Source organism: Sphingorhabdus sp. (assembly GCF_046154385.1).
Classification (GTDB): Bacteria; Pseudomonadota; Alphaproteobacteria; order Sphingomonadales; family Sphingomonadaceae; genus Sphingorhabdus_B.
In genome coordinates this window covers 1-24,957 of the sequence record NZ_JBJXFW010000048.1, presented here as the reverse complement: position 1 = coordinate 24,957, position 24,957 = coordinate 1, and the positions used below count along the sequence as shown (strand labels likewise).

At 53.4% G+C, this 24,957-nt stretch carries 23 protein-coding genes; 13 read left to right on the top strand and 10 right to left on the bottom strand.

Features of this window, described 5'->3' with window-relative positions; translation table 11 throughout:
* Positions 1 to 66 precede the first annotated feature (66 nt).
* The 9 genes from ACKVOS_RS10140 to ACKVOS_RS10100 all read left to right on the top strand — a co-directional run bounded on the left by ACKVOS_RS10140 (position 67) and on the right by ACKVOS_RS10100 (position 9,850).
* Positions 67 to 687 carry a lytic transglycosylase domain-containing protein gene (locus tag ACKVOS_RS10140; RefSeq protein ID WP_409211896.1) on the top strand — a complete coding sequence of 207 codons (621 nt, stop codon included), beginning with the start codon at positions 67 to 69 and terminating at the stop codon, positions 685 to 687.
* A gap of 4 nt (positions 688 to 691) precedes the next feature.
* Entirely contained in the window at positions 692 to 997 is a 306-nt protein-coding gene (locus ACKVOS_RS10135) for a TrbC/VirB2 family protein (protein ID WP_409211895.1), read from the top strand.
* A gap of 3 nt (positions 998 to 1,000) precedes the next feature.
* A complete protein-coding gene (locus tag ACKVOS_RS10130) occupies positions 1,001 to 1,282 on the top strand; it encodes a type IV secretion system protein VirB3 (protein WP_409211894.1) in 282 nt (93 codons plus the stop codon).
* 10 nt (positions 1,283 to 1,292) lie between these two features.
* Positions 1,293 to 3,710: a VirB4 family type IV secretion/conjugal transfer ATPase gene (locus ACKVOS_RS10125; protein WP_409211893.1), complete on the top strand. Its 2,418-nt coding sequence runs from the start codon at positions 1,293 to 1,295 to the stop codon at positions 3,708 to 3,710.
* Positions 3,707 to 4,930: a type IV secretion system protein gene (locus ACKVOS_RS10120; protein ID WP_409211892.1), complete on the top strand. Its 1,224-nt coding sequence runs from the start codon at positions 3,707 to 3,709 to the stop codon at positions 4,928 to 4,930. Before ACKVOS_RS10125 ends, ACKVOS_RS10120 begins: the two co-directional genes overlap by 4 nt.
* A 2-nt stretch (positions 4,931 to 4,932) precedes the next feature.
* Positions 4,933 to 5,691 carry a TrbG/VirB9 family P-type conjugative transfer protein gene (locus tag ACKVOS_RS10115; RefSeq protein ID WP_409211891.1) on the top strand — a complete coding sequence of 253 codons (759 nt, stop codon included), beginning with the start codon at positions 4,933 to 4,935 and terminating at the stop codon, positions 5,689 to 5,691.
* On the top strand, positions 5,688 to 6,842 hold the full coding sequence (locus ACKVOS_RS10110) for a TrbI/VirB10 family protein (protein ID WP_409211890.1): 1,155 nt from the start codon (positions 5,688 to 5,690) through the stop codon (positions 6,840 to 6,842). The genes ACKVOS_RS10115 and ACKVOS_RS10110 overlap by 4 nt, the downstream gene beginning before the upstream one ends.
* 2 nt (positions 6,843 to 6,844) lie before the next feature.
* Positions 6,845 to 7,831, top strand: a complete 987-nt coding sequence (gene virB11, locus ACKVOS_RS10105) for a P-type DNA transfer ATPase VirB11 (RefSeq protein ID WP_409211889.1) — start codon at positions 6,845 to 6,847, stop codon at positions 7,829 to 7,831.
* A 774-nt stretch (positions 7,832 to 8,605) separates the two neighbouring features.
* On the top strand, positions 8,606 to 9,850 hold the full coding sequence (locus ACKVOS_RS10100; protein WP_409211888.1) for a hypothetical protein: 1,245 nt from the start codon (positions 8,606 to 8,608) through the stop codon (positions 9,848 to 9,850).
* A gap of 40 nt (positions 9,851 to 9,890) precedes the next feature.
* Here ACKVOS_RS10100 and ACKVOS_RS10095 read toward each other — a convergent pair whose 3' ends face one another.
* Positions 9,891 to 11,459 carry a hypothetical protein gene (locus ACKVOS_RS10095; RefSeq protein WP_409211887.1) on the bottom strand — a complete coding sequence of 523 codons (1,569 nt, stop codon included), beginning with the start codon at positions 11,457 to 11,459 and terminating at the stop codon, positions 9,891 to 9,893.
* A gap of 672 nt (positions 11,460 to 12,131) precedes the next feature.
* On the opposite strand from ACKVOS_RS10095, the gene ACKVOS_RS10090 reads away from it, so the two are divergent.
* Positions 12,132 to 12,857 (top strand): LuxR C-terminal-related transcriptional regulator, encoded by a 726-nt coding sequence (locus ACKVOS_RS10090; RefSeq protein WP_409211886.1) that lies wholly within the window; start codon positions 12,132 to 12,134, stop codon positions 12,855 to 12,857.
* Positions 12,858 to 12,938: 81 nt separating this feature from the next.
* Here the strand turns inward: ACKVOS_RS10090 and ACKVOS_RS10085 are convergent, their stop codons facing one another.
* From ACKVOS_RS10085 to ACKVOS_RS10065, 5 genes are read right to left on the bottom strand one after another with little or no spacing between them, the layout of a single operon-like run.
* Positions 12,939 to 13,508 carry a sugar transferase gene (locus ACKVOS_RS10085; protein ID WP_409211885.1) on the bottom strand — a complete coding sequence of 190 codons (570 nt, stop codon included), beginning with the start codon at positions 13,506 to 13,508 and terminating at the stop codon, positions 12,939 to 12,941.
* Positions 13,505 to 14,419, bottom strand: a complete 915-nt coding sequence (locus tag ACKVOS_RS10080; protein WP_409211884.1) for an NAD-dependent epimerase/dehydratase family protein — start codon at positions 14,417 to 14,419, stop codon at positions 13,505 to 13,507. The genes ACKVOS_RS10085 and ACKVOS_RS10080 overlap by 4 nt, the downstream gene beginning before the upstream one ends.
* Positions 14,416 to 15,405 (bottom strand): ATP-grasp domain-containing protein, encoded by a 990-nt coding sequence (locus ACKVOS_RS10075; RefSeq protein WP_409211883.1) that lies wholly within the window; start codon positions 15,403 to 15,405, stop codon positions 14,416 to 14,418. Before ACKVOS_RS10075 ends, ACKVOS_RS10080 begins: the two co-directional genes overlap by 4 nt.
* Complete coding sequence (locus ACKVOS_RS10070; protein WP_409211882.1) at positions 15,402 to 16,160, bottom strand: metallophosphoesterase family protein; 759 nt, start codon at positions 16,158 to 16,160, stop codon at positions 15,402 to 15,404. The genes ACKVOS_RS10075 and ACKVOS_RS10070 overlap by 4 nt, the downstream gene beginning before the upstream one ends.
* A gap of 26 nt (positions 16,161 to 16,186) precedes the next feature.
* Positions 16,187 to 18,505: a GumC family protein gene (locus ACKVOS_RS10065; protein WP_409211881.1), complete on the bottom strand. Its 2,319-nt coding sequence runs from the start codon at positions 18,503 to 18,505 to the stop codon at positions 16,187 to 16,189.
* A gap of 447 nt (positions 18,506 to 18,952) precedes the next feature.
* On the opposite strand from ACKVOS_RS10065, the gene ACKVOS_RS10060 reads away from it, so the two are divergent.
* Together ACKVOS_RS10060 and ACKVOS_RS10055 are read left to right on the top strand one after the other, a co-directional pair.
* A complete protein-coding gene (locus ACKVOS_RS10060; protein ID WP_409211880.1) occupies positions 18,953 to 20,170 on the top strand; it encodes a S8 family serine peptidase in 1,218 nt (405 codons plus the stop codon).
* A gap of 222 nt (positions 20,171 to 20,392) precedes the next feature.
* On the top strand, positions 20,393 to 21,694 hold the full coding sequence (locus ACKVOS_RS10055; RefSeq protein WP_409211879.1) for a UDP-glucose dehydrogenase family protein: 1,302 nt from the start codon (positions 20,393 to 20,395) through the stop codon (positions 21,692 to 21,694).
* Between the two features lie 19 nt (positions 21,695 to 21,713).
* Here ACKVOS_RS10055 and hemN read toward each other — a convergent pair whose 3' ends face one another.
* Entirely contained in the window at positions 21,714 to 22,991 is a 1,278-nt protein-coding gene (hemN, locus tag ACKVOS_RS10050) for an oxygen-independent coproporphyrinogen III oxidase (protein WP_409211878.1), read from the bottom strand.
* Between the two features lie 147 nt (positions 22,992 to 23,138).
* Here hemN and ACKVOS_RS10045 point away from each other — a divergent pair, with 147 nt between their 5' ends.
* The gene (locus ACKVOS_RS10045) at positions 23,139 to 23,804 is read left to right on the top strand and encodes an OmpW/AlkL family protein (protein WP_409211877.1); all 666 of its coding nucleotides are present in this window, start codon (positions 23,139 to 23,141) and stop codon (positions 23,802 to 23,804) included.
* Positions 23,805 to 23,867: 63 nt separating this feature from the next.
* On the opposite strand, the gene ACKVOS_RS10040 is transcribed toward ACKVOS_RS10045, so the two are convergent.
* The 3 genes from ACKVOS_RS10040 to ACKVOS_RS10030 all read right to left on the bottom strand — a co-directional run.
* Positions 23,868 to 24,104, bottom strand: coding sequence for a hypothetical protein (locus ACKVOS_RS10040; protein ID WP_409211876.1), 237 nt, complete (start codon positions 24,102 to 24,104; stop codon positions 23,868 to 23,870).
* The gene (gene ccoS, locus ACKVOS_RS10035; RefSeq protein ID WP_409211875.1) at positions 24,101 to 24,250 is read right to left on the bottom strand and encodes a cbb3-type cytochrome oxidase assembly protein CcoS; all 150 of its coding nucleotides are present in this window, start codon (positions 24,248 to 24,250) and stop codon (positions 24,101 to 24,103) included. Before ccoS ends, ACKVOS_RS10040 begins: the two co-directional genes overlap by 4 nt.
* Positions 24,247 to 24,957 (bottom strand): HAD-IC family P-type ATPase (locus tag ACKVOS_RS10030; protein WP_409211874.1); only part of this gene is annotated, 711 nt, incomplete at its 5' end. The genes ACKVOS_RS10030 and ccoS, both read right to left, overlap by 4 nt.

The window sequence follows — 24,957 nt, the reverse complement described above, 5'->3', positions numbered from 1 at the left end:
GATAATGACGGTTGATTTGCGGCTATGATACTTGCCAATTTTGTGGAAAGTCTTATGCCGCGGATAATGATTTTTTATCGAGCCAACTATCTATATCTCGTTAAATTCCTGTTGTTTACAGGTATTACTTTGGCTGCGCCTAATCGTTTGTTAGCTCAAGTGTATGAAATTGGTACACATAGTAATACTATGTTAAAGCCAACTTTAACTCAACCGATAACGGGCAATGAACGTTCCCGAATCGAAGACAAAGACGATGCGGCCTATTCACCTTTGGTGATGCGAAAAATAATGCCGCCGAACTGGAAAATAATTGTCACGACGATATCTGAGCAGCACGCCATAGATCCTGTGTTGTTCGAGGCTCTGATCTGGCAAGAAAGCCGCTGGAACCCTTCGGCCCGGTCGCCCAAGGGGGCAATTGGCCTCACTCAATTGATGCCGGGCACGGCCCATCAGCTGGGTGTTAATCCCTTTGATATCGTCGCCAATCTTGACGGCGGTGCGCGATATCTGAAATCCATGCTGATCAAGTTTAATGGCGACACCCGCCTGGCTTTGGCAGCTTATAATTCCGGCCCCGCGCGTGTTGTTCAATATCAGGGTGTGCCGCCTTTTGCGGAAACCCGCCAATATGTGGATGCGATATATCAGCGTGTGGCATGGGGCGGTGCTTTGGAGGAATGAAGATATGAAAAACCTGCTTAAACGAATGGCAATATTGTGGCCGATGGCGTTGTTGTCGTCGCCCGCTTTCGCGCAGCAAGATCCCGCCGGTAGCGGCCCGATTGTCCGGGCAGCCCAATGGTTGCAAGGAACCTTGCTGGGCAATGTCGCGACCGCGGCGGCCGTCGTTGCGGTTGCTGCCGTCGGCTTTTTGATGCTGACCGGACGGATGAACTGGCGCTACGGAATGACCGTTGTGTTGGGCTGTTTCATCCTGTTCGGTGCGGTCGCCATTGTGTCGGGCATCCAATCCGCAGCGGGCGCAGGTTGAACAGTGGCGCTCAGCAAGGCCCCCATTTTTACCTCGCTAACGCGACCGCATATGTTTGCGGGTGTCACCTATAGCTTTTTTGTCATCAATGGAGTGATTTCAACCGAAGCGTTTTTGATTACCCGCAGTTTCTGGGCTTTGGGCGTGGCGCTGATTGTGCATGTTATCGGGTATCTGGCGTGCCTTCGGGAGCCCCGGTTTTTTGATTTATGGATTACAAAAGTATCGCGAACACCACGCGTTAGAAATTGGAAACGCTGGGGTTGCAACAGTTACGCACCGTGAAATGGAATAAATGATGGCTTGGCGGGGTCCCGCAGCATGGGGAAAATATGAACAGCGTGCCGGGGATCGTTTGCCCTATCGCCGGCATGTTGATGACGTGACGCTGCAATTGCGTGACGGCAGCCTGATGCGTGTCCTGCACCTGAATGGACTTCCCTTTGAAACCGAAGATGCAGACCATCTGAACCACACCCAGGCCGTGCGTGAAACAATTTTACGCAGTACGCTCGACGCTCGTTTCATTGTCTATCACCATGTTATCCGGCGGCGCGTATCGGCCGAAATGCCCTCGCATTATTCGGGTGCATTTGCCGCGCATTTGCAGGAAAAATGGACCTATCGGCTGGCCAAAAGAACATTGTTCGCCAACGAACTTTTTCTGACGGTATTGCGCCGTCCGCCAAGGGGCAAGGTAGGCCTGCTCGAACGGTTGCGTCGCCGGTTCAATCGCAATCATCAAGATGCCATTTTCCAGGAAGAATTAAGGGACCTCGATAGTGCTGTAATCGGGTTGAGCGCGGCATTGCAGCAATATGGCGTGCGCGATCTGGGCTGTTATGAGGGCGAAGGCGGCACCTGTTCCGAACCGCTCGAATTTTTGGCGGCGCTATACAATGGTGAAATGCGGTCGGTGTTGAAACCCGATGACGATGTCGATCTGGGAAATCACATACCTTATAAGCGGGTGAGTTTCGGGCTCGACACCATTGAGTATCGCGGTGCTGGTGGTTCCGAATTTGCCGCGATGATTTCGGTCAAGGATTATCCTGGCGAAACGCGGGTTGGCATATTGGACGATGTGTTGCGCCTTCCGCATGAATTCGCCCTGACAGAAAGTTTTGCGCCCGTAGACCGGCAAGTCGCCAAGGAACGCATCGATTTGTCGTTGCGGCGGTTAAAGGCAACCGACGAAGATGTTGCTGGTGAACGCAGGGAAATGCTGGCGGCCAAAGATCAGTTGATTGGTGGTCAAATCGGTTTTGGAATGCATCATTTGTCGTTGTCGGTCCGCGCCGATGACATACCTTCTCTTGACAAGGCAGCCGCTAAAGCTGTCGCCGCGCTTGCGGATTTCGGATCGATCGGCGTGCGCGAGGATGTCAATCTGGAACCTTCCTTTTGGGCGCAGTTTCCGGGGAATGAAATGTTCATCGCACGCGGTGCGATGATCTCGACCAGCAACGCGGCAAGCTTCATATCGATGCACGGCTTTCCAATGGGCCAACCCAAAGGCAATCATTGGGGCGACGCGATCACGATATTCGAAACGACCAGTGCAACGCCCTATTTCTTCAATTTCCATGAAGGCGATTTGGGCCATTTCAGCCTTATCGGGCCTTCGGGGTCGGGCAAGACTGTCGTAATGAATTTCCTCACGGCACAGGCGCAAAAGTTGGAGCCGCGCACGATATTGTTCGACAAGGATCGCGGCGCGGAGATTTTCTTGCGCTCGCTGGGTGGAAATTATGTGGAATTGCGCCCCGGCGTCGCGACCGGGTTTAACCCGTTATTGTTACCCGACAGTCCGCTGAACAGGGCGTTTTTGCGCGACTGGCTGGCTTGTTTGCTTACACCGGAACGCGGGGGGCTTTCGCCCGCCGATGAAACGGTAATTGCCGCAGCTGTCGATGCAAATTTTGAACAGGGGCTGCATCTTCGGACCTTGCGCCATTTGGGCGATCTATTGGGCGGGACTAGGCGCCCTGAAGAAGGCGATTTGCAATCGCGCCTTCGGCCCTGGCTCGATCATAGCGATCGCGGGTGGGTGTTCGACAATAGCGATGACGGGCTGGACCTTTCAAACAGGATTATCGGGTTTGATATGACCGCGCTGCTGGATCAACCTGCGATCCGCACAGCTGTCATGATGTATCTTTTCCACCGCGTCGATGAACGGCTTGATGGCAGCCCGGCGATGATCATGATTGATGAAGGTTGGAAAGTTCTGGACGATCCCGTTTTTGCCGCCCGCCTTCGCGACTGGCTCAAGACATTGCGAAAACGCAACGCCATCGTCGGATTTGGCACGCAAAGCGCTCGTGATGCATTGGACAGCAAGGTGTCTTCTGCCATTGTCGAGCAAACCGCGACGCAGATTTTCATGCCCAACAGCCGGGCAAAAGCCGAAGATTATTGTGGTGGATTCGGGTTGAGTGATCATGAACTTTCGCTCATTCGCACTTTGCCTGTGCACAGCCGTTGCTTTTTAATCCGCAAGCCCAATCACAGCGTCGTCGTCCGGCTGGATCTGGGACAAATGCCCGACATGTTGACGATTTTGTCCGGCCGGGAATCGAGCGTGCGTGCCTTGGACAGTTTGCGCCTGAGCCACGGCGACAAACCGGAAAACTGGTATGAATATCTGACCAAAACACCATGGCCGGGTGATCCGAATATCTTGCTGGATTTGACGGAATTCGCCCAATGAGCCAATTCTGCCAACCGACCGGCCTGAAAGAAAAAGGCATTACCGCAGGGTTGCAGTATATCGACTGCAACAGCGAGCGTATTATTGAATATGCATTCAACCGCTTCTTCGGACCCGGCGGCGCATTGGGTTGGGCGCTGACGATCATTTTGACGATCTATGTCGCGCTTATCGCCTTTCGGTTGCTGAGTGGCCGTGGCCGTCTGTCGGGGCTTCCGCCCAAAATTCTCGGCCTTGGATTGATACTAACATTTGCGACAAGCTGGATCGGCTATCAGAGCTTTGTACTTAATATCGCCCTGGGGGCTCCGGAAGAACTTGCCAAGATACTGCTGAATACCAAGGGCAGTGCAACATACATGTTCTCGCGGCAACTCGACATCATGTTTCAGGCAATAGCCCAGGTGGCATTGCAGTCCCGCGGTGCAGGCGCCGGGCCGGAGGCTGCGACGGGTGTCATGTCTGCCGAGGGTGATTTGCTTTGGCTCGGCGCGTTGATGCTGCTGCTCGGCACCGTCGGGGTGCTCATTGTTTCGCGCATGGCACTGGCCCTGATGTTGGCTTTGGGGCCGGTTTTCATTATTCTTGCTCTGTTTTCCGGAACCCGTGGCTTGTTTGTCGGCTGGATGAAATCGGTTGTGATGCTGGCCGTGACGCCCCTGTTCGCTGTGCTTTTGGGAGGAGGTACGCTTACGCTTATCCGGCCACTGGTGGTTGAACTGGCAAAGCTGAATGGCGAAATTGACATGCGGATTGCCGTGAACATCTTTTTGGCCGCCTCCGTTCACATTGCCCTCATGTTGATGGCGATAAAGCTGTCGACGACTTTGGTGTCAGGATGGCGGTTGCCTTGGGCCGAGCCAGACGGCAATGGTTCGGTGACAGACAACGGCAATTCGGCTGCAAATGCCGCGGCATTGAGCGCTTCGGCATCCGCTTTGGTTGCCGCAAGTGCGCCACAGTCCTCGTCAGACTCGGGGCCTGACCAGCGCACCCAGTCAATTTTGCGCGCGGTGGATCAAGGCATGATGGCGTCTGCATCTTCGGATTCTGCGGAACGTTCGGGCTTCACCAGAAGTTTTGCGATGAATAGTGGTGACAACATTGGAAATGCAGGAAATGCGAGACGTGAAACCAACGATGTTACGCAGGCACTGGGTCGCAAATATCGCCCCGCCACCATTGGCGCCGTGCGATTGAAGCGCGAGGGAGCGGATTGAAAATGATGCGATTCTCTCATTGTATCGCGGTGCTGGCTCTGGTGTTTACAAGCCAACCATCGATCGCGCAGCAGTCGAACGACAGCCGTGTTGTCGAGCGGCATTATTCTGCGGCAACAGTCTATCGGATAGCCGGTGTCATGGGCATCCAGACCGCCGTGCTGTTCGGGGAAGAGGAGCGGATTGAAAACATCGCAATCGGGGATGGCTCGAACTGGCAAGTCACACCGAACAAGCGATCCAATATCCTTTTCATCAAGCCGATCGCGACCAAAAAAGTCACCAATCTGACGATTGTGACGGACCGGCGGACATATTTGTTCGAGTTGAATTCGGTCGATCAAAAGGCGGTACCAATTTACACATTGCGGTTCATTTATCCACCTGATCCAGTGGAGCCCGAATTTCCCGACCTGACCGCTATTCCGCCCGAGGCGATTAGCGACACTCCGGCCGTTGCGCCGTCAAATCTCAAGGTCAGCTGGTCCAAAAGCGGTAAAGCCAATTTGTGGCCAAGCGAGATTTTTGACGATGGCACGTTGACCTATTTGCGTTGGCCCAAAACGGTGTCACCGCCGGCTATATATTCTATCAGCGTCGATGGCACCGAAAGCCTGGTCAACCAGCTCGCCCAAAATGATTATTTTGTGATCGATTTCGTACCGAGCGCGATCATGCTAAGGCTTGGCAAAGCGAAGGCCAGGTTGGACAGAATTACGCTGGCTGACGCGAATATGACTAAACTGGAGTCGGGGAATTGAAGACGATCACGAAAGGCATCCATGATGAACGTGATCCACGGACAATGCTGGATGGCGAAAGTCTGGAAGAGGCTTCGACCAACAGATTTCCTGTCGTTGCCAGCCAAAAGCGCGGCAAAGACGGTTTTGCCATTTGGGGCGGAATGTTCGGCGCAGTCGCGTTGGGCGCATTGACCTTATATTTGATGACCGAAGCACGGCAAACAGCAAGTCCGCAGCCAAAGCAAGAAGAGGAAATGCCGGCGATTGCCGATCTGCAGCCGCCATCGGTCCCACAAAATGCCGTCACTCTGGTCGATCCGTTGGGCAATTCGGTGATGGGCGTACAACCCGGAACCGGGGTGCCCGGCCAAGGGATACCGCCCGTTACGCCCCCACCGGTATCAGTGGTGGAGTCGCCGTCGGCATTGACGTCGAACTATGAACCGCGAACGACTGACCCGCGCTCGCCCGCGCTTATTCTGGATGAATATGCAGACCGGCTGCAACGCCGTAATGCGAGCCGTCAGGGGTCATCGGGTGATGTGCCGACAACACCTATCGGGCTCAACAACGATGAACTGTTTGGTTTGAGGGCGGGTGAAGAAGGCAGCAGCAGCGCCACACCAATGGCAAACCCCGCGGCAACCATTGTGGCAGGCACGCTGATACCCGCTGTTCTCGAAACCGCGATCAATTCCGACCTGCCAGGTTACACGAGGGCCTTTGTCAGCCAGGATGTTCGCAGCTTTGACAATAAGACTGTGTTATTGCCGCGCGGTTCGCGCCTGATCGGCCAGTATAAAAGCGGTGTCGCGGCCGGACAGACCCGGGCTTATGTGATATGGACCCGCGCGATACGCCCGGACGGTGTTTCGATAGACCTCGGGTCCCCCGGAACCGATGGTGCTGGTGAAACGGGCCTTCCGGGTAAAGTGAACAGCCATTTCTTCCAACGTTTCGGCGCCGCAATTTTACTGTCCGTCGTCGGCGCATTGGGTTCGCGATCAAACGATGGCGTTGTCATCGCGTCCGGCACGAGCGCGGCATCTGTGGCGGCGCAGAGCAATGCCAACATTCCCCCCACGATTCGGGTTACCCAAGGGCAGGCGGTCAAGATTTTCGTTGCACGCGATCTTGATTTTTCGACTGCCTTGGATGCCAGTCTTTGACGATGAAGCCGGAACACGCATTTGGCCGCGCGCCCGAGAAGGTCGCCGAATCTTACCTCGAGGCGTATTTCGCGCCGCTTCAGCCTTGGCTTAACCAGGATGATGTAACTGAGGTTCTGATCAACCGGCCGGGCGAAATATGGATCGAACGCGCAGGCCCGGGCAAGATGGAGCGGTTTCTGGTGCCGCAGATTGACAGCAGGTTGATCGAACGGCTGGCGACGCAGATTGCGCGGGTTAATAATCAGGGCGTGAACCGGGAAAATCCATTACTGTCAGCGGTGCTGGAAGACGGCGCCCGTGTTCAGGTCATTGCACCGTCGGCAACGCGGGGCGACTGGATAATCGCGATACGACGGCACAAGATCAAGGCAATGCCGCTTTCTGCGTTTTCAAATCAATTGGCACCCGCCAGCGAACCAGCGATTACACTGGCCAAAAGCGACCCCATTGCCTTTTTGCAGCAAGCTATACACGCACGAAAAACCATTTTGATCAGCGGCGGAACATCGACCGGCAAAACGAGTTTTCTGAATGCGTTGCTGGCTGAGGTCCCCATGTCTGAACGTATTGTGCTGGTTGAAGATACGCCGGAAATACGGCTGTCGCACCCCAATTCGGTTGGCTTGGTGGCGATGAAAGGCGATATGGGCGTTGCCCGCATCAATACGAATGACCTGTTGCAGGCGGCGCTGCGGCTTCGGCCTGACCGCATTGTTCTGGGCGAATTGCGCGGATCTGAATCCGTAAGTTTCTTGCGTGCCATCAATACAGGGCATCCAGGCAGCTTTTCGACCATCCACGCCAATTCTCCCAGAGGAGCAATTGAACAACTGGCCCTGATGGTGATGCAATCCGGTATCGGATTAAGCCGTCAGGATGTTATCGAATATGCACGGTTCGTCATCGACATTGTAGTGCAACTGGAACGTCAAGAAGGAAAAAGGGGCATCAGTTCAATAGTTGTTACCCGTGACCTTGAACTGTAACAATTGGCGACTTTTTGGTAAAACTGAACCTAACCAATTGAATGCTATCAGCTAAGCCCTGTTCTTTAAAAAATTCGGGAAAAACCTCGTTAATCCGCCGTTCATGAGGATTTTCGGCTGACCGATAAAATACAACGTGTGGCCGATCCACAGTTTCTTTAGCGATATGTTAACCATAGTTGCGTACACCTTATTAGGTAGCTTCGAATACTCGATGCTCAGAAATAAATAACGGCACGGGTTTCAATCAATATGGCCAGAGGTCGCAATTCGATGCAAAAACGCGGGCGCATTGTCGTCGGTTCCACTACACTTGTCTTTGCCTTAGCCCTTTCGGGCTGTGGCGGCGGCGGTTCAGGCGGCAGTACAGGCGGAACGCCTCCGTCAAGCTCGCCACCTCCGCCCCCTGTCGTGGTTGTGCCGCCTCCTCCTTCTCCGCCGCCGGTTGTAACACCTCCGCCATCGCCTCCACCTACGACGACGCCTCCCCCGTCGCCGCCACCTCCGCCTGCGCCTCCCCCGTCGCCACCACCTCCACCTCCACCTCCACCGCCGGTTCCGCCTCCGCCCCCGCCCCCGCCACCGGTTCCGCCTCCACCCCCACCGCCACCTCCGACGGCCGGGATCTTTAGCCCTTCGAAACTGCCTGATGGCCGTCAGAGAGCTTTCCCGACCGCGCAAGGTTTTGGTGCCGCCGCTACAGGCGGTCGCGGTGGACGTGTTATTCCGGTGACGACATTGGCCGATTCAGGCTCGGGTTCGTTGCGCGAATGCATGATGGCATCTGGAACGCGAACCTGTACTTTCCGTGTCGCCGGTACGATTGTTTTGCAGTCGCAGATCAAGCCAACATCGGGCAATTTGACCATCGCAGGGCAAACTGCCCCTGGCGGCGGCATTGCCATTCGTAATGATCCATCAAATCTGACTGGATCACCTGTTTTCCTGGTACAGCCCAATAACATCATTCGGCATGTCCGCATTCGGCCGGGCGAAACAAGTGGTGTAAAGCAAAGCTCGACAGACGGTATTACGATCGACGCGGGTGCCCAGAACACCATATTGGATCACGTATCGCTGTCTTGGGCGACCGACGAGCCGTTTAATTCGACCAAAGCAGCGGCCAACATCACAGTTCAATGGTCTTTGGTATATGAAGGCCTGAGCAAATCAACGCACACATCGGGCGAACACGCCAAGGGGATGTTTGTAGAAGGTAGCAATATAACGGTGCACCACACCTTTATTGCACACGCCACAGATCGTATGCCCAATGCAGGCGTCGGCAGTCGGGTCGATTTCGTCAATCTTGTAACATATAATATGCGTGAACGCGGGCATCAGTATTTCTCGATGCTTCAAAAGCAGGGCAGTACGACGAGTGGTCTGACCCGTCAGGCAAATGTGGTGAGCAATTGGGTCTCGATGGGCCCCGATTCATCGCGAGGCACACCGATCTATGGTGGCAATTATGACGAGCAATTTTCAACCAATCCCGGTTTCGCTCAGTTTTTCCTTTCGGGAAATATTGACGGTCGCCGTGTGTCGACTTCTGTTGATGACCGCTTGTTTCTGGATCCTGCTGACTGGCGCTATGTTTTGAGCCAACCCATAGGAACCCTGTCGGTTGAGCTCTTCTCCTCGGCTGCACAGGGCGTAAGGGATATTATGACCTTCGCCGGGGCGTTCCCGCGGGATAGTTCGGACCAGCGCGTGCTGGTTGATTTCCTGAATTGCCGCGGTGCGATTATTGACAGCCCGAGCCAGGTGGGCGGTTGGCCCTCTCTCGCCGGCGGGACGGCTTATGCTGACTCTGACGGTGATGGCATGGACGATGTTTGGGAAGCCGCACGCGGCGTTAGCTCGGGTACAGCCGATGCGGACGGTGACGGTTACACAAATCTGGAGGAATTCCTGAACGAATTAGCTGGTGATCAAGATGCCACGGGAAATATGATAAACCGCGTGGGCATGGGTGGCGGGTCTGTACCCGCCGTCAATTGCTCTATCGCTGTCTAGGGTTCTGACCCTGGGGTCAGAACCTGCGACAGCTTGGGGGCTAGGGGATAATATTGCAATTGACGGCAGGCACGGCGCCGCTCCCAGCGCCTACCCGGTTGATGAAATTGCCAGCGGAGTCCTGGTCGCCCGCAAGTTCATTCAAAAACTCTTCTAAATTGGTATAGCCATCGCCATCGGCATCTGCGGTAGCGCTGCTGATATTCCGGATGCGTTCCCAATTGTCATCCATGCCATCCTTGTCCGCATCGGGATAGGCAACGCCGGTGGCAAGTGCCGGCCAACCACCGACTTGCGAAGGGCTGTTGATAATGGCACCGCCGCAAGAGAGGAATCCTTGTAACGCCCTGGCATCGGCTGCATCCCGAGGGAATGCACCTGCAAAGGCCGTTACATCCCGGACAGCCTGTTCGGCAGGGCTAAATATCTGGACGCTTAAATTGCCGATGGGCTGCGTGGTGATATATTTCCAGTCGGCCGGGTCGAAGAACATTTTCTCGTTATTTGCAGGCGTCCGGCGTCGGCCGTCGATATTTTGATAAAGGTAGAATTTGGCAAAGCCGGGATTGGTTGAATATTGCTCGTCATAGTCGCCACCATAGATCGCAGCGCCGCGTATTGAATTTGGTCCCATCGAAACCCAATTCCCGATAACATTCGCCTCACGCGGCAAGCTGGTTGTGGTGGCACTCTGTTTTTGCTTCATCGAGAAATATTGATGTGCCTTTTCCCGCATATTGTATGAAATCAGGTTGACGAAATCGACACGGCTGCCGACCCCAGCATTTGGCATACGATCCGTCGCATGGGCCATAAACACATGGTGTGCGGTGATGTTGTTGCCTTCAAGGAACATGCCTTTTGCGTGCTCGCCCGAAACATGGGTCGATTTACTAAGCCCTTCATACACCAATGACCATTGAATGGTTATGTTGGACGCTGCCTTTGTTGTGTTGAATGGCTCGTCTGTTGCCCAAGACAGCGACACATGATCAAAAATAGTGTTCACTGCACCGCTATCCACAGTGATGGCATCGGTTGAGCCTTGCTTGGTCCCGCTTGTTGGCCCGGGGCGGACGCGAAGGTGCCGGATGATATTATGCGGCTGGTTGAAAAATAGCGGTGATCCGGTCAGGTTCGACGGGTGGTTTTTGATAGCAACACCGCCGCCGGGAGCGGTTTGTCCGGCAATCGTCAGGTATCCAGACGTTGGCTTTATTTGCGAAAGCAATTCTATTGTTCCCGATACACGGAATACGCAGGTACGTGGGCCTGCGGCCATCATGCAATCACGCAGCGAGCCAACGCCTGAGTCCGCCAAAGTAGTGACCTGAATAACCCGCCCGCCGCGACCGCCGACCGACGCTGCGCCAAATCCCTCCGCGGTAGGAAAAGACCGTTGAGGCCCGGCAGGCAGCTTCGATGGGTTATATGTTGCTGGCGTGCCGGCCTGTAACATGACCGGAACAGCAATGAGTGCACTGGTCGTGCAGAGAATTCCTGCGAGCCTCTTCATCGTGGCGGACGAAAGCGTCGTTTTCAATTGGCCGGAAAGTTCAGTGAGTGAATGCGATGCATCGGATTTCGATAATTTATCAATATAAAACATCAACTTGCTCCATTTGAGTATCTCCCAATAGAATTTCATCGGCAGACACAAAGTTTAATGAATTTCGTCGGTGCTTTTAATATAGTAATACTATGTTTGTAAAGATAGTAACGCAATGTATTGTGCTACATGAACTAGAGCCATGATTTAATTAAATTTAAATGGATTTTTCTATTGCGGATACTGCCCATATTCCCGTTTCAGGAGAGGCTTTCTGTATTTTGACACTTTTGTGTCGATATAGGTGAAATAAGGGACTATATCTCAAGTTATAATTTCTGGTTCTCTCAAGATTTCAGCAATATAGACCGAAGTGCATATTGATTTCTGCTACGGAAAGTGGAAATCTAAACTTGGTTAACGTGCGAATCACCAAACCGAATCACACTTTGAAAGTGATCCCGATTAGGCAATTTCGTCCATTTACGTTTAATTATATGACTGTCTCATTATGGTACGACACTGATGATTTCGTACAAAGAATTGAAATATTCTTATAATAATCAGACACTTAAATGGTTATTTCGCACATGCAAAAAAATGCAAAATTTGCCCCAAAATGGGCTTTTGGGAGTCGACAGCCCGACTGAAGTTAGATAAATTTAAGGAACTCTCAAAAGTAAAAGTTTTCGTGGGTCGCAAACGTGATAGCTTCTGGACAAGGTACGTTTGATGATCGATACAGTTTTATCAGCCGTTGTAGTGGGCAAGAATTCTCTAGCTCGTGAAGGCCTCCGCCGCATTCTCGCCGAAGAAAATTTTTCGGTACAGGCATCTGTCGAAAGTGGAACATCTTTCCTGCTCACAAATGCCAATGATGAATCGCCCAATCTTTTCATTCTCGACAACAGCACGACAGACCATCTCGAAAGCGAATTGGAAGCACTGAACACCAGCTTTCCGAAATCGCGTACAGTTGTGCTGTCGGATCAGTTCGATCTCGATGAAGTCGTTGATGCCTTTAAGTTCGGCGTCGATGGATACATCGTCAAAGAGATCAGCTGTGAAGCACTTATGAAGTCGTTGCGATTGGTCGCAATGGGGGAAAAGGTCATGCCGAGCCAGCTTGCAAAACATCTTTCCGGGATGGAAGAACGCTCGCAAGCGCCGCAATTGGCCCGTAATCCTGATGTTTCACGCATATTGTCGGACCGTGAAATCACCACGTTGCGCTATCTTCTGGTTGGTCATGCCAACAAGGTCATCGCCCGCAGGCTTGAAATTAGCGAAGCAACTGTAAAGGTCTATGTGAAGGCGATTTTGCGCAAATTGCGTGTCAGCAATCGCACGCAAGCTGCGATCTGGGCCTTCAACAATGGCGTTCAAGTTGTCGCAGATGATGTCAAGGAACTGGACGACGAAATGGGCTTCGATGACGTTCAGGTTGCTGCCGAATAGGCGCTTCTGACGCGAGGGAGAATTTAGTGAAAGGCCGGGGCATCGAAAAGGTGCTCCGGCTTTTTTTGGTTTAGGAAATTGCTATACAGGACGACGCTTGCGTTTTTCGCCCGAGACCATCACGCTTATAGTCGACACGATGATAGCAAGATCTGTCTGCCAGTTGCCGTTTTCAATGTACCACAAATCAAGGTCGATTTTTTCATCGAGTGACAACAGAGTGTTGCCGCTAACCTGCGCCCATCCGGTAAGACCCGGATGGACAGAGCCGCGGCGAACACCGCGCTCACCAAGGCCAGCGATAGTTTCGGGAAGCAAGGGTCGCGGACCGACAATTGCAATGTCACCGGTTACGACATTCCATAAACTTGGCAGCTCATCAAGCCGTGATTTTCTCAAAAATGTACCGATCCCGGTAACCCGATCAGCATCGTCGAGCAATTGGCCGTCGGCACCTCGCAAATCTCGCATTGTCCGGAATTTCACAAGTGTAAAAGGCGCGCCGCCCAATCCGGCCCGTGACTGTCGGAACAACACACCCTTGCCTTGGAGCAATCGCAACAGCAGCGCGATCACCAGATTAACCGGGATCAGAGCTATCAGCGCCACCACTGCCAATAGGCGCCGCGTGAAATCAACAATGAGTTTCACGGCACAACCTCATGTGAACGCGCTTTTTGTGCGATGCGCTGCAGAACATCCGCCAATGGTTTTGGCATGAATCCAAAATTCTGCAGCCGGTCACTGTTGATTGCCGGGAAGCCTATGTCGGGCGGACGGTTGGCATGAACCATCTGGATTGCATCTGGCGGGCAGTTTAGGAAATCGGCCAGCTTCATGACGATATCAATTAGCTCCGTTCTCTTGCCCGAAGACAGATTATATACACCGTTCAAGCGCGTTTCGACCGCCAGCAGCAGACCAAGGCACACATCTTCACAGTCGATAAAATCAGCGCCGAAGGCGGCCCCATCGTGAATTTTTACCGGATTACCCCGCGCGAGGTCGCGCGCGAGCTTGTCCACGATGCTTTGCCCATCACCGATGACCGAAGAAATGCGCAATATGGCGTGATCGATCTCGTTTTCCTGGCACATGCTTGCCGCCAGCCATTCTTGTGCCGCTTTTGATGCGAGATAAAGTATGCGTGATTGCGGACCGAAAGCGGAATCTTCAAATGCTTCAATCAAGTCGGTTCTGTAAACATTGGCAGCCCCCGCCAACACAAACCGCTTTATGTTTGCCATAACCATCGCGTCGATCAGGCGTTGCGTGCCAAGAACATTGGTTGTCCAAAGACTGGAGTCACCTTCGGCCCCTGCGACTTTGCTGGAACTGATCGCGGCCAAGTGAACAAGCTGGTCGACGCCCTCCAATTGTTGAGCGATGCGATCGACCGTGTCGGTCAACTGGAACGGCCGCACGGTTACCTTGCCCGTATGTGTAAAGCTAGAGTCGCGCTGCAACGCCACTACGTCAAATCCACCGTCTTCCAGCAGTCCGACCAGGCGGCTTCCCATTGCGCCGCTTGCACCGGTAACGGCGACTTTCTGCGCTGTCACGATTGCCCCACTGCTGCGATTTGGTCGGAGCCGAGGAACTGTTCTTCCAAAAACCGTATGACGGTACCGTGACGGATAACGGGCGGGGTAATTTCCTCACCCAGGATCAATTTGCGCAGGCAGAGATCAACTTCGTTGAAGCCAAACAGTGCCCGCATGGGTGTCGTGCCGGAGAAACGGGCGTTGATTTCAAAAAGGCGGGGGACGCCATGCGCATCCACCCGAAACTGGAAATTGGTCGGGCCATGCGGTTTCAAGGCGTCCGCAAGTTCATGCACATATTTCTCGTAATCCGGAAAATTGCCCGAATAGGCCCTGTAGGTGTTTCCGTCTCGCAAGTCTCGGCGCAGGACAATCGAGGCCTGAACGCGATCATCAAAAAACAGCACACCGGCGGTATATTCCTGATCATCGGCGCCTGCCATTTGCTGAACCACTAGGTCATGCCGACCCTTGATAGTATCGTCCAACTCGGTCTGATTATTGACTTTGGAAACTCCGACAGCGCGCGCACCGCGCCGGGGTTTGACGATCAGTGGAAAGCCAATCTCCTCCACCAATTGGCGCAATGCGTCGGCATCCTCTGCTTTAACCGATTTCGGGTTGGATAGCTTATGCTGTTCCAGAAACTGTGCAGTTTGATATTTATCGTCGGCGATTTCGATCACGTTTTCGGGGCTAACCAGAATATGGGTTTTGAATCGCTGTTCCCACTCGGCGCGCTTTTTGGAGAATATGGCCAGTTCGACGTCCGTACCTACAAGAACCGCATCGGGCCGTTCCACATCAAGTATCGCCTCAATCCGGTTTTCATATTCATCGTCGGTAGCCATCGGTATCAGGTGCGAACTGTCCGACCAATGCAGCCCCGCCGACAGGGGGTTAGGATCAAGCGCAACGATATGGCTCGGCAAAGTTGCCGACCGAAGCGATTTTATAATTCCCTGACCCAAAACGGCGCCGGCACCTGTAACTACAATTTTCATGATTCAAAAAATCCACATAATCTGTTTTTGGTGCCCGGCGAAAGATCGGGATGTCGCTGAATTTTGGCGCAATGCGCCGGTGCGTCGAAGGCAATATTATGCCTGACAAGTGTCAATTTTTCGTTGAGATATTCAAGCATGGCCCATTGCGGCACCCGGTCTTCGGACGCTCTGGGTTGTCCGACCGAACCTACGACATGAATTTCGGCGAAACTATCGACAAAGTGCCGACTGCGGTGCAAATGGCCGAACACGCCGTATCGGAATCCCCGTTGCGCGCAGACCGATGCAGCCCGCGCCATTTCGGTATCCCCCGACATATAAGTCCAGTCGCCATAGCCAAACGGATTGGCATGGGCCAAGAGCAAAGGGCCATAGTGCCATTCTTCCAGCATCGGCAAATCGTTCGGCCAATGCTTACCTAATTGCGACCATGTCCAGGTAACAGATTCCCCGATCCAGTCTGGCAATCGGTCAAAGTAGGAATTCTCTCCGTTTTCCAGATCAACATAGAGCTGGTCGTGATTGCCGCCGATGAGCAGCGCACCCTCTTGAGAAATTGCGTTTGCCGCCAACTCTGCGCATGGCCGCGGATCAATGCCATATGTGAACAGATCACCCAGCAATATCAGCTGGTCAAAACCTGCCGCCTTTGCATCGGCTAACGCCTGTTCAAAAGGCGCATATGCCGAATGGATGTCGCTAATGACAGCTATACGCAAGACCTTGACCTTATTTTCTATACAACGGGCCATGTGGCCCTGGATTTACAGGAACAGGTTTAATCCAGATATGATTTTTTGCCGAAGAACCGGTTGAACCATGTGGGCATTTTCGACCGTGTCCGACCTATGTCGGAGTAATAGCTCGCTGATTCCCAATAATATTGGATTGCATCGCCATAACGGCCACGGGCATGTTCTTCATAATTGACCTGGTCGAAAATAACGCCGGCGACGCGGTTGGTTCCCAGCATTTCCATCGTGGCATTCATCTGGTCAATCGTGGTCTTGCCCCAACGCGCCACAACGACAGTATGGTCGGCAAAGCTGCACATTGTCCGGGCATCTTTCACCGCGAGTGTCGCTGGTGCGTTGATGACGATGAAATCGAACTTGTTACGCAAATCCGCCAACAGGATTTGCAGGGCGCGCGATCCGAGTAAGCGAGCGGGTTCTGCCACAGGCTTCGTCGCGCTGATGAGGGCGATACGGCTGGTGTCGACAGCCGTTTCGGTGTCGATCTGGTCCAGATCGCTGTCGGCGGGTAACATCGGCGGCGCAATTTTCGCAAAATCGACATGACCTTTCAGGATTTCGATCAAATCGGGCGTATCAGCGCGCTTCATTTGCTGGATCAAGCCGGTCTTGCGAAGGTCAAGGTCGATAACCGCGACGCGTTTGCCGACCGCCATTGCGGCGGCGGCCAGTGTAACAGACACCACCGACTTGCCGTCGCCGGGTAAAGGTGATGTAATCAGAACCGTCTGGCACTGGTTAGGGGTGCTGAGAGCATTGACATCGAAATAGGCCGCACGGGCGACTTCCGAAAACAGGGATTGGGGGTCTTGCAAAACCGGGCTTTCCTCAATCTTGTTTCCGAAGTCAGCATTGATGAAGGGCAGCATTCCAAAGGTCGGCAAGCCAAAGAATTTACGGATTTGAGCCGAATTACGCAGCTTGTTGTCGAACAAGTCGATGGCGAATGCGACAAGAAACGCCAACACTGCTGAAGCCAAAAGCGCCATTGTGGTGATTTTGAAAGGTTGCGGCGATACCGGATCGTCATTCACCGATGCCGGTGAAACGACTGTTGTGTTCACACCCTCTAGCGGGTTTTTGGCGCGAATTTCCGAAACACGCTCGGTAAGCTGGTTGTAAGCCTTAACCGCCTGTTCGGCCTGACGGGAAAGTGTTTCCAGTTCAACAACGTTTCTGATGTTGTTGTAGGCCTTGCCGGTAAGTGCGTTCAATTGCGCCTTTAACTGGCCCGCACGTGCCGCATCGCCGGACGCATCGCTGCGCGCGATCTGGGCCATGCGTGCACTTTCTGCACTTGCCACTGCCGCCGCGTCAGATGCCGCGCGGCTGCGTTCGCGGACAAGGTCTTGACGGACGCGACCAAGCGCAGCGGAAAGCGTAATGATTTCCGGGTGGCTGTTGCCGAAAGTTTCAGATTTGCTGGCGAGCTGGGAAGTAAGGTCTGCTTCCTGCTTTTCAAGCGCCATCGTAGATGCATTGGTTGCACCAGCTGTGCTCCGCATACCGGCGGCTGCCGCCACACCCGCGCTTCGTGAAGAGGATCCAGCGCTCAAAGCTGAAGCCGAAATGGCTTCGCTTTGGATCCGGTTAACCTGATTAAGGTCTTCATTACCGGCTGCCCCTGAAAGCATGCCGTTGGCAATTCTGAAATCGGAAACTGCTTTGGCGGTATCTTCAGCACGTTTCGCCGTTTCTTCCTGCTTTTTTGTCAAAGACGCCAGCAATTCGTTGCTGCGTTCTTCAGATTTTTTGATACGGATTGATTGCACCGAAAGTGGATACTGGTTTGCAATCAATGTGGCCATTTCTGCCGATCGGGATTCCACGGTAATTTCAACCAGATCCGAACCTTCCTGCGAAGTGATCTCCGACATCTGCATCAGCGTGCTCGCGGCCTGCCGGATTTTCTGTTTCTTGCCGCCAACGGCCTCTTTTCCCATATCCTTTTTGAAATCAATGCGATCATATAGTTCCAGATCGCGCACAACTTTTTCGGCAGCGGCGCGTGAACGGTGCAGTTTGACTTCGTTTGCAATACGCTGATTGTTCTTTGCCATGATGTCAGCTTGGTTGACGCCGACCGAGTCAATCAATTCGACTTGCATCGAGACGGTGGAATTATAGAGCGTTGGGCGGGTAATCTGCCAGACAAATGCACTGAGCGTGATCGTTGCAATGATGCTCAACACCAATTTTTTATGGCGGAGCAAGACATTGGTAAACTCTCCGATGCCAGAGCTTTCCATTGTGGTAAAATTCTGCGGAGCCGGGCTCATCGGGCGACCCTGCAAATAACCGACCTGTCCGGTATGGTTCGAGCTGATGATAGCATTGGACATTAGATTACCCTCTTTATTTCAATATATTGCGTCTTTCCGGTTGCGGAAAACGGCTAAATTCAGCTGTACGCCTTACGCGAACGATATAGCGCCCTTGGTGGTCGCGGCGCGATTGATATTGGGGGGATAGGCCGTCTTTATTGGACTACCCCCTTTGCGCCAACTCTGATCATCTACTTAGCTCTGATTAACATACATATAGCATCCTGATAGAAGATCGCTGACCTGATGCTGTAAACTGTCGCCGACCCAATGCGCCGGAATTGGGTGAACAGGCGATCAATTAACTTTGTTAAATGAAAATTCACATAAAAATGGATAAAGAATTGTTTAGATTTGAGGAGTTAATTACGCTCATTATATATAGTGTTGCTATGGTTTAGAGTAATCTCTTAAAGACTATCAGTCTTTATTAAGATAGATTTTTGATTTTCGGAGCGTTTAGTCATGAGACATTTTTATTTTGGAACAGCGATAGCCGCTTGTTCCGTTATTGCTATAAGTCCGGCGTCGGCTGACCGTGCTGGCGATCCTATAACTGATAGCTATATTTGTGTATTCAAGGGTAATGCTGTTGCCAAAGCCGACGTGGGAGGAAAAGCTGACCGTGCCGTGCGTGATGGTGGCGGAAAACTGAAACATGTTTATCGCGATGCAGTCCGCGGCTTTGCCGCCGAGATGAGCAAGACTGGCATCGACGGCCTAAAGGCTCGCAACAGCGAAATCGCATTTTGTGAGGCGGATCGCGTAGTTACCGTGACGCCGCGCGATGAAAATGGAAATGTCGTTTATGCGTTGGTAGAAGGTAAAGCGCGCAAAGGCGGACCCGACGGCGTCAAGCCAACCCCGCCACCTTCGCCAACACCTCCACCACCGCCACCTCCACCTCCACCACCTCCTACCTCGGCAGCACAACAAACTCCGTGGGGCATCACCCGTGTCGGTGGGGGTACCAATGGTAATTATGCGACAGCGTGGGTTATCGATTCCGGCATACATCTGGCGCACCCCGATCTCAATGTAGACCGGGTCCGCAGCCGCAGCTTCATTGCCGGATTGACCCCCGATGACCAAAATGGCCACGGCACCCATGTGGCGGGCACGATTGCTGCGCTGAATAACAATATCGGCGTAGTGGGCGTTGCACCCGGTGCCCAAGTGGTTGCGGTTCGCGTGCTTAATAAAAAAGGCAGCGGATCAACGTCGGGCGTTATTGCTGGTGTGGATTATGTGTCACAAAATGCAGCAGCCGGCGATGTTGCCAATATGAGCCTTGGCGGTGGTATCAGCCAGGCACTGGATAATGCTGTTGCTGCGGCTGCTGCCAAGGGCATACGTTTTGCTTTGGCTGCAGGAAATGAAAGTGCCAATGCAACGAGCAGCTCACCCGGCCGGGTGAACGGACCGAATATATATACTGTATCTGCATTCGGGACGGGTGACGTGTTCGCCTCTTTCTCGAATTTCGGTAACCCGCCTGTGGATTTCTCCGAGCCCGGCGTTGGCATCCGGTCCACATGGCTGGCCGGTGGATATAACACGATCAGCGGAACATCGATGGCAACCCCGCATCTGGCAGGACTTCTGTTACTTGGCCCGGTTCGCAGTGGCGGATCGGTGATCGGCGACAGGGATGGGACAGCGGATATTATCGGCGTCAGATAACTGCTGGATAAGGTCATTAAGACCCAATGATGCTCAGGTCTTTCTAGCCCCAATTTACAAAAATCCCCGCGCATACTGAAATGCGCGGGGATTTTTTATACCTGTGGAAACCTATTTGATACTCTTTTGGTGCTATGTGGTTATCCCTTTTAGCCGCTTGCTGTTTGCGCCCTCGCGAAATAATGAGGCCGCGAACAAAAGCTATTGCCAGGAAAATTCTGTATGAAAATTGCAATGATAGGATCAGGTTATGTCGGGCTCGTTTCTGGCGCGTGCTTTGCCGACTTTGGCCATGATGTTGTGTGCGTCGATAAAGATGCACGCAAGATCGATCAACTCAACGCCAATATCATGCCGATTTTTGAACCGGGCCTCGATACTTTGGTTAAGACCAATGTCGATGCCAAACGACTTTCTTTTTCGACGGACCTAAAGGCATCTTTGAAAGGTTGCGAGGCGGTATTTATAGCCGTGGGTACGCCCTCGCGACGCGGCGATGGCCATGCCGACCTTAGCTATGTTTACGCCGCCGCCGAAGAACTGGCGGGCGCCATCGACCCTAAAACCGTTGTCGTGACCAAATCGACCGTTCCGGTTGGTACAGGTGATGAAGTCGAACGCATTATCCGTGAAGCCAATCCATCGCTCGATTTTGCCGTTGTATCCAACCCCGAATTTCTGCGCGAAGGCGCAGCCATTGGCGACTTCAAACGACCTGACCGTATTGTTGTAGGTAGTGATGTCGAATGGGCGCGCGAAACGATGCGCGCGATCTATCGTCCATTATTCCTGAATGAATCGCCGATCTTGTTCACTAGCCGCCGGTCTTCGGAACTTATCAAATATGCCGCCAACGCGTTTCTGGCGACAAAAATCACGTTCATCAATGAAATGGCCGACCTTTGCGAAAAACTGGGTGCCAATGTTCAGGATGTGTCACGCGGAATTGGGCTTGATAATCGTATCGGGTCGAAATTTTTGCATGCCGGTCCGGGATATGGCGGCAGTTGCTTTCCAAAGGATACGCTTGCTCTGCTCAAAACCGCTCAGGATAATGATAGTCCGGTCCGCATTGTCGAAGCCGTCGTTCAAGCGAACGATCTTCGCAAGCGGGCCATGGGTCGCAAGATTATCGCTGCCCTGGGCGGGGATGCGCGAGGCAAGAAAGTCGCGCTGCTCGGTTTGACGTTCAAACCGAACACCGACGACATGCGGGATGCACCTTCAATTGCGATTGTGCAAACTTTGCTGGACGCCGGTGCACAGGTCCATGCGCATGATCCGGAAGGAATGGAGGAAGCAGCCAAGATCCTTCCCGGCGTAGTGATGACCGAAAGTGCCTATGCCGCCGCGGATGGAGCCGACGCAGTTGCGCTGGTGACCGAATGGGACGCTTATCGAGCGCTCGATCTGAAAAAGCTGCGGTCTGCTATGAACGGAAGTGCGATGGTAGATTTGCGCAACATCTATCGTGCTGCGGAAATCGAAGAGGCTGGTTTCAGCTATAGCAGCATCGGCCGTTAAGCATCATGTGGCGTCCGGGCTAAACTGCCTGCGACGCCCCATTTTTATCGGATTGGCGGAACCGGTCAAAGATTGCAGCAATGCAACGCGCATAAGGTCGACCGCTGTCCTCGATATAAAGGGTGTCGCCGCGCCATTTGGTCAGCCCGCGATCTTCAAAGGGCTTCAGCGCCTGGCGGGTTTGGCTATCTGGACCGATTTCGACATGGCCTTCGCACAGTAGGCGTTCAATCCAATGGCTATGCTTTATGTCTAAAGCATCCGGCATGAAACCTCGGGCCGTTGGCAATGAACCGGCGTTCACGCGCGCGCGGTAGGTCCCGATATTTTTCTCGTTTTGCACCAGCAACCCGGGCAACATGCTGATTGAACTGGCTCCAAAGCCCAAGAGGGTGTCGTTAGCATCTTCGGTGAAGCCCTGAAAATTGCGTCTGACGCCGCCCGATTTTGCGGCTGAAGCCAAAGGATCTTCGGGCAATGCGAAATGATCGAAACCGATCGGGACGTAACCAGCTGCAACCAGAAGGTCGAAGCCCATAGCGGATTGCCGGAACCGCAAATTTGCATCCGGCAGAGCGCCGCCATCTATGCGTCTTTGGCGTGCTATCATATTGGGTAAATGGGCATAACCAAACAAAGCGACGCGTGTCGGACGAAGCGTTATGGCGAGTTCGATACTATCCGCCAGGTCATCCAATGATTGATTGGGAAGCCCATACATCAGGTCAAAATTGATCGCCGCAATCCCCCGCATCCGCAAGGCCGAGACGCAATTTTCAATCAGTGACAGCGGCTGGATCCGGCCGATGGAGGCTTGTACATGGGGTGCAAAAGTCTGAACACCCAGACTTACGCGGGTCACGTTTGAAGCTGCCAAAACCAAGGCCCATTCGGGTGTAAATCCCCTCGGGTCGATCTCGATCGATATATCCGGTTGACCGGCGGCAAAGACGGTAATCATCCGGTCAAGCAACCTTACAAATTCGACTGTGGAGAGCGCATTTGGGCTGCCGCCGCCAAAAGCGATTCGCCGCAAGCATCCCCTGCCACCAATCCGTTTGGCAACCAGAGCCAGTTCTGCCTCCAGCGCTTCCAGATACGCCGTCATCCGCTGCGCCTTTGATGCGGCTCCCGTGTTGCATCCACAATACCAGCAAATTGAGCTGCAAAATGGGATGTGGACATACACTGAAAGTGGCGTGCCCGGCGCGACTGCTTCCAATGCATCGGAATAAGCTTCGGCCCCGACGCCGTCATGAAACTCCGCGGCCGTCGGGTAACTGGTGTATCTGGGCACAGGCCGGGACAATAATTCTGGATAATAAGGCCACATGGCATCCGTTTAATCGAACACGGGTACATCACCTTGATCTGTGTCAAAGACAGGGCATTTCTGCGGTGCAATATGGCTTTATTGACAACAAGGTCAGTAAAAGGAACCGACATGAAATCTCTCCCTCTGAAGCTTGCATTATGGGTGAGCGCCGCCATGTGCAGCAGCGGTATTGCCCATGCCGAAGCAGGCGATACTTTTGTCCGGGTGCGCGCCATCATTGTTGCCCCGAATGAGAGTTCCGGCGACATATTGCCGGCCTTTCCAACCGAAGAGGTCGCGGTGAACAACAGCATTATGCCGGAAATTGATATCACCCACATGGTCACAAACAATGTCGGGCTGGAACTGATTGCGGCGACAACCAAGCATAATGCATCCGGTACCACAGGGACCACCGGCGGCATTGGCAAGCTGGCGTCGACGTGGGTATTGCCGCCTACGTTGACGGTGCAATATCATTTCACACCCGAAGCCAATGTGCGGCCTTATGTCGGGGCAGGGGTCAATTATACGATCTTCTATTCCGAAAAGGCGTCTACCGGATTGGAAACGGCCGTTGGCCAGACCGACGTCAATTTGAAAAACAGCTTTGGTTGGGCCGCGCAAGCGGGGGTCGACATTGATTTGAACGAGAAGTTATTTTTGAACTTTGACGTCAAATATATCGATATGGATACCACGGCACGCTTGGCGACCACCGCCATTGGAACACAGCGGGTGAAAATCAATCTTAATCCGTTCATTGTAGGGGTTGGCTTGGGTTTCCGTTTTTGAGAGTCAGCGGAATTCACCATGCATTGGGCGGCGTCTCCGGGGGGAGGCGCCGCTTTCATTTTATCAGCAGCAATCGTCTTCGTTCGTGCCATCTGTCTTTTTCTTACGTTCGCTGGCGGCGTGACACCCTTTTTGGCAGCAGCCGTGATTTCCTCCTTCGCCGGGCAGCGGTTGTTTGAACGGAATTGACACGCGAATATCCCCTTTACCGCAAACTCCTACCATGATCGATTTACCCTGTGCCGGCACTGGCGGCAGGGTCAAAATCAGGATTGCGAACAGGCCGACAACTCGCCTCATTCGTTGTCTTCATCCTCGATCAAAATGCGCATAGCGGCGCCATCGGCGTCGTCAAACTGGCCATTTTTGATCGACCAGAAAAACCCCGCAAGGCCCAGCAGACCGAGTCCTAATGCAACGGGGATCAGGAAGGCGAGCCCTGTCATCGGCCGCTGGCCGCATTTTTGAGGCGAAGGGCATTTGCAACTACCAAAAGCGAGGAACCCGACATCGCCGCTGCCGCAATCAAAGGCGTAACTGTCCCGGCTATGGCAAGCGGGACGGCAAGAATATTATAGCCAATCGCCAAAATGAAATTCTGCCGTACAATCTTTTGCGTTTTTCGAGCAGCGCGGATTGCCGTGGCGACGGGGCTGAGGGCGTCCCCCATGAACACCACATCAGCGGCATTCTGGCCTGCATCGCTGGCGGAAGCGGGCGCGATAGAAGCGTAGCCAGCGGCAAGCGCAGGGCCGTCATTCAAGCCGTCACCCACCATCAAGACTTTGTGCCCGGCCGCTGTTTGCCGTGCGATTGCATCCAGCTTGTCCTGAGGTTGCATGGATGTCTGCGCTGTCATTGCCAAAGCCCGTGCAATCGGGGCCACCGATTCCGCGCGGTCGCCTGAAAGAATCGATGAGGCAATGCCCAGCCGGTTCAACGCCTGCAACGTGGCCGCCGCCTCTGGCCGCAACTGGTCGGACAGATGCACGACAAAGGCATCACGGGCATCAACCTGCAACACTGTCGCCAGGCCGTCGTGTGACATGTTATGATCGGTCCGGCCAAGCGATACAGCCTGCCCATCTACTGTTGCAAAAATTCCCGTACCTGCAACTTCGCGAATCTGCGTGGCGGAGGCGGCTTTCACGCC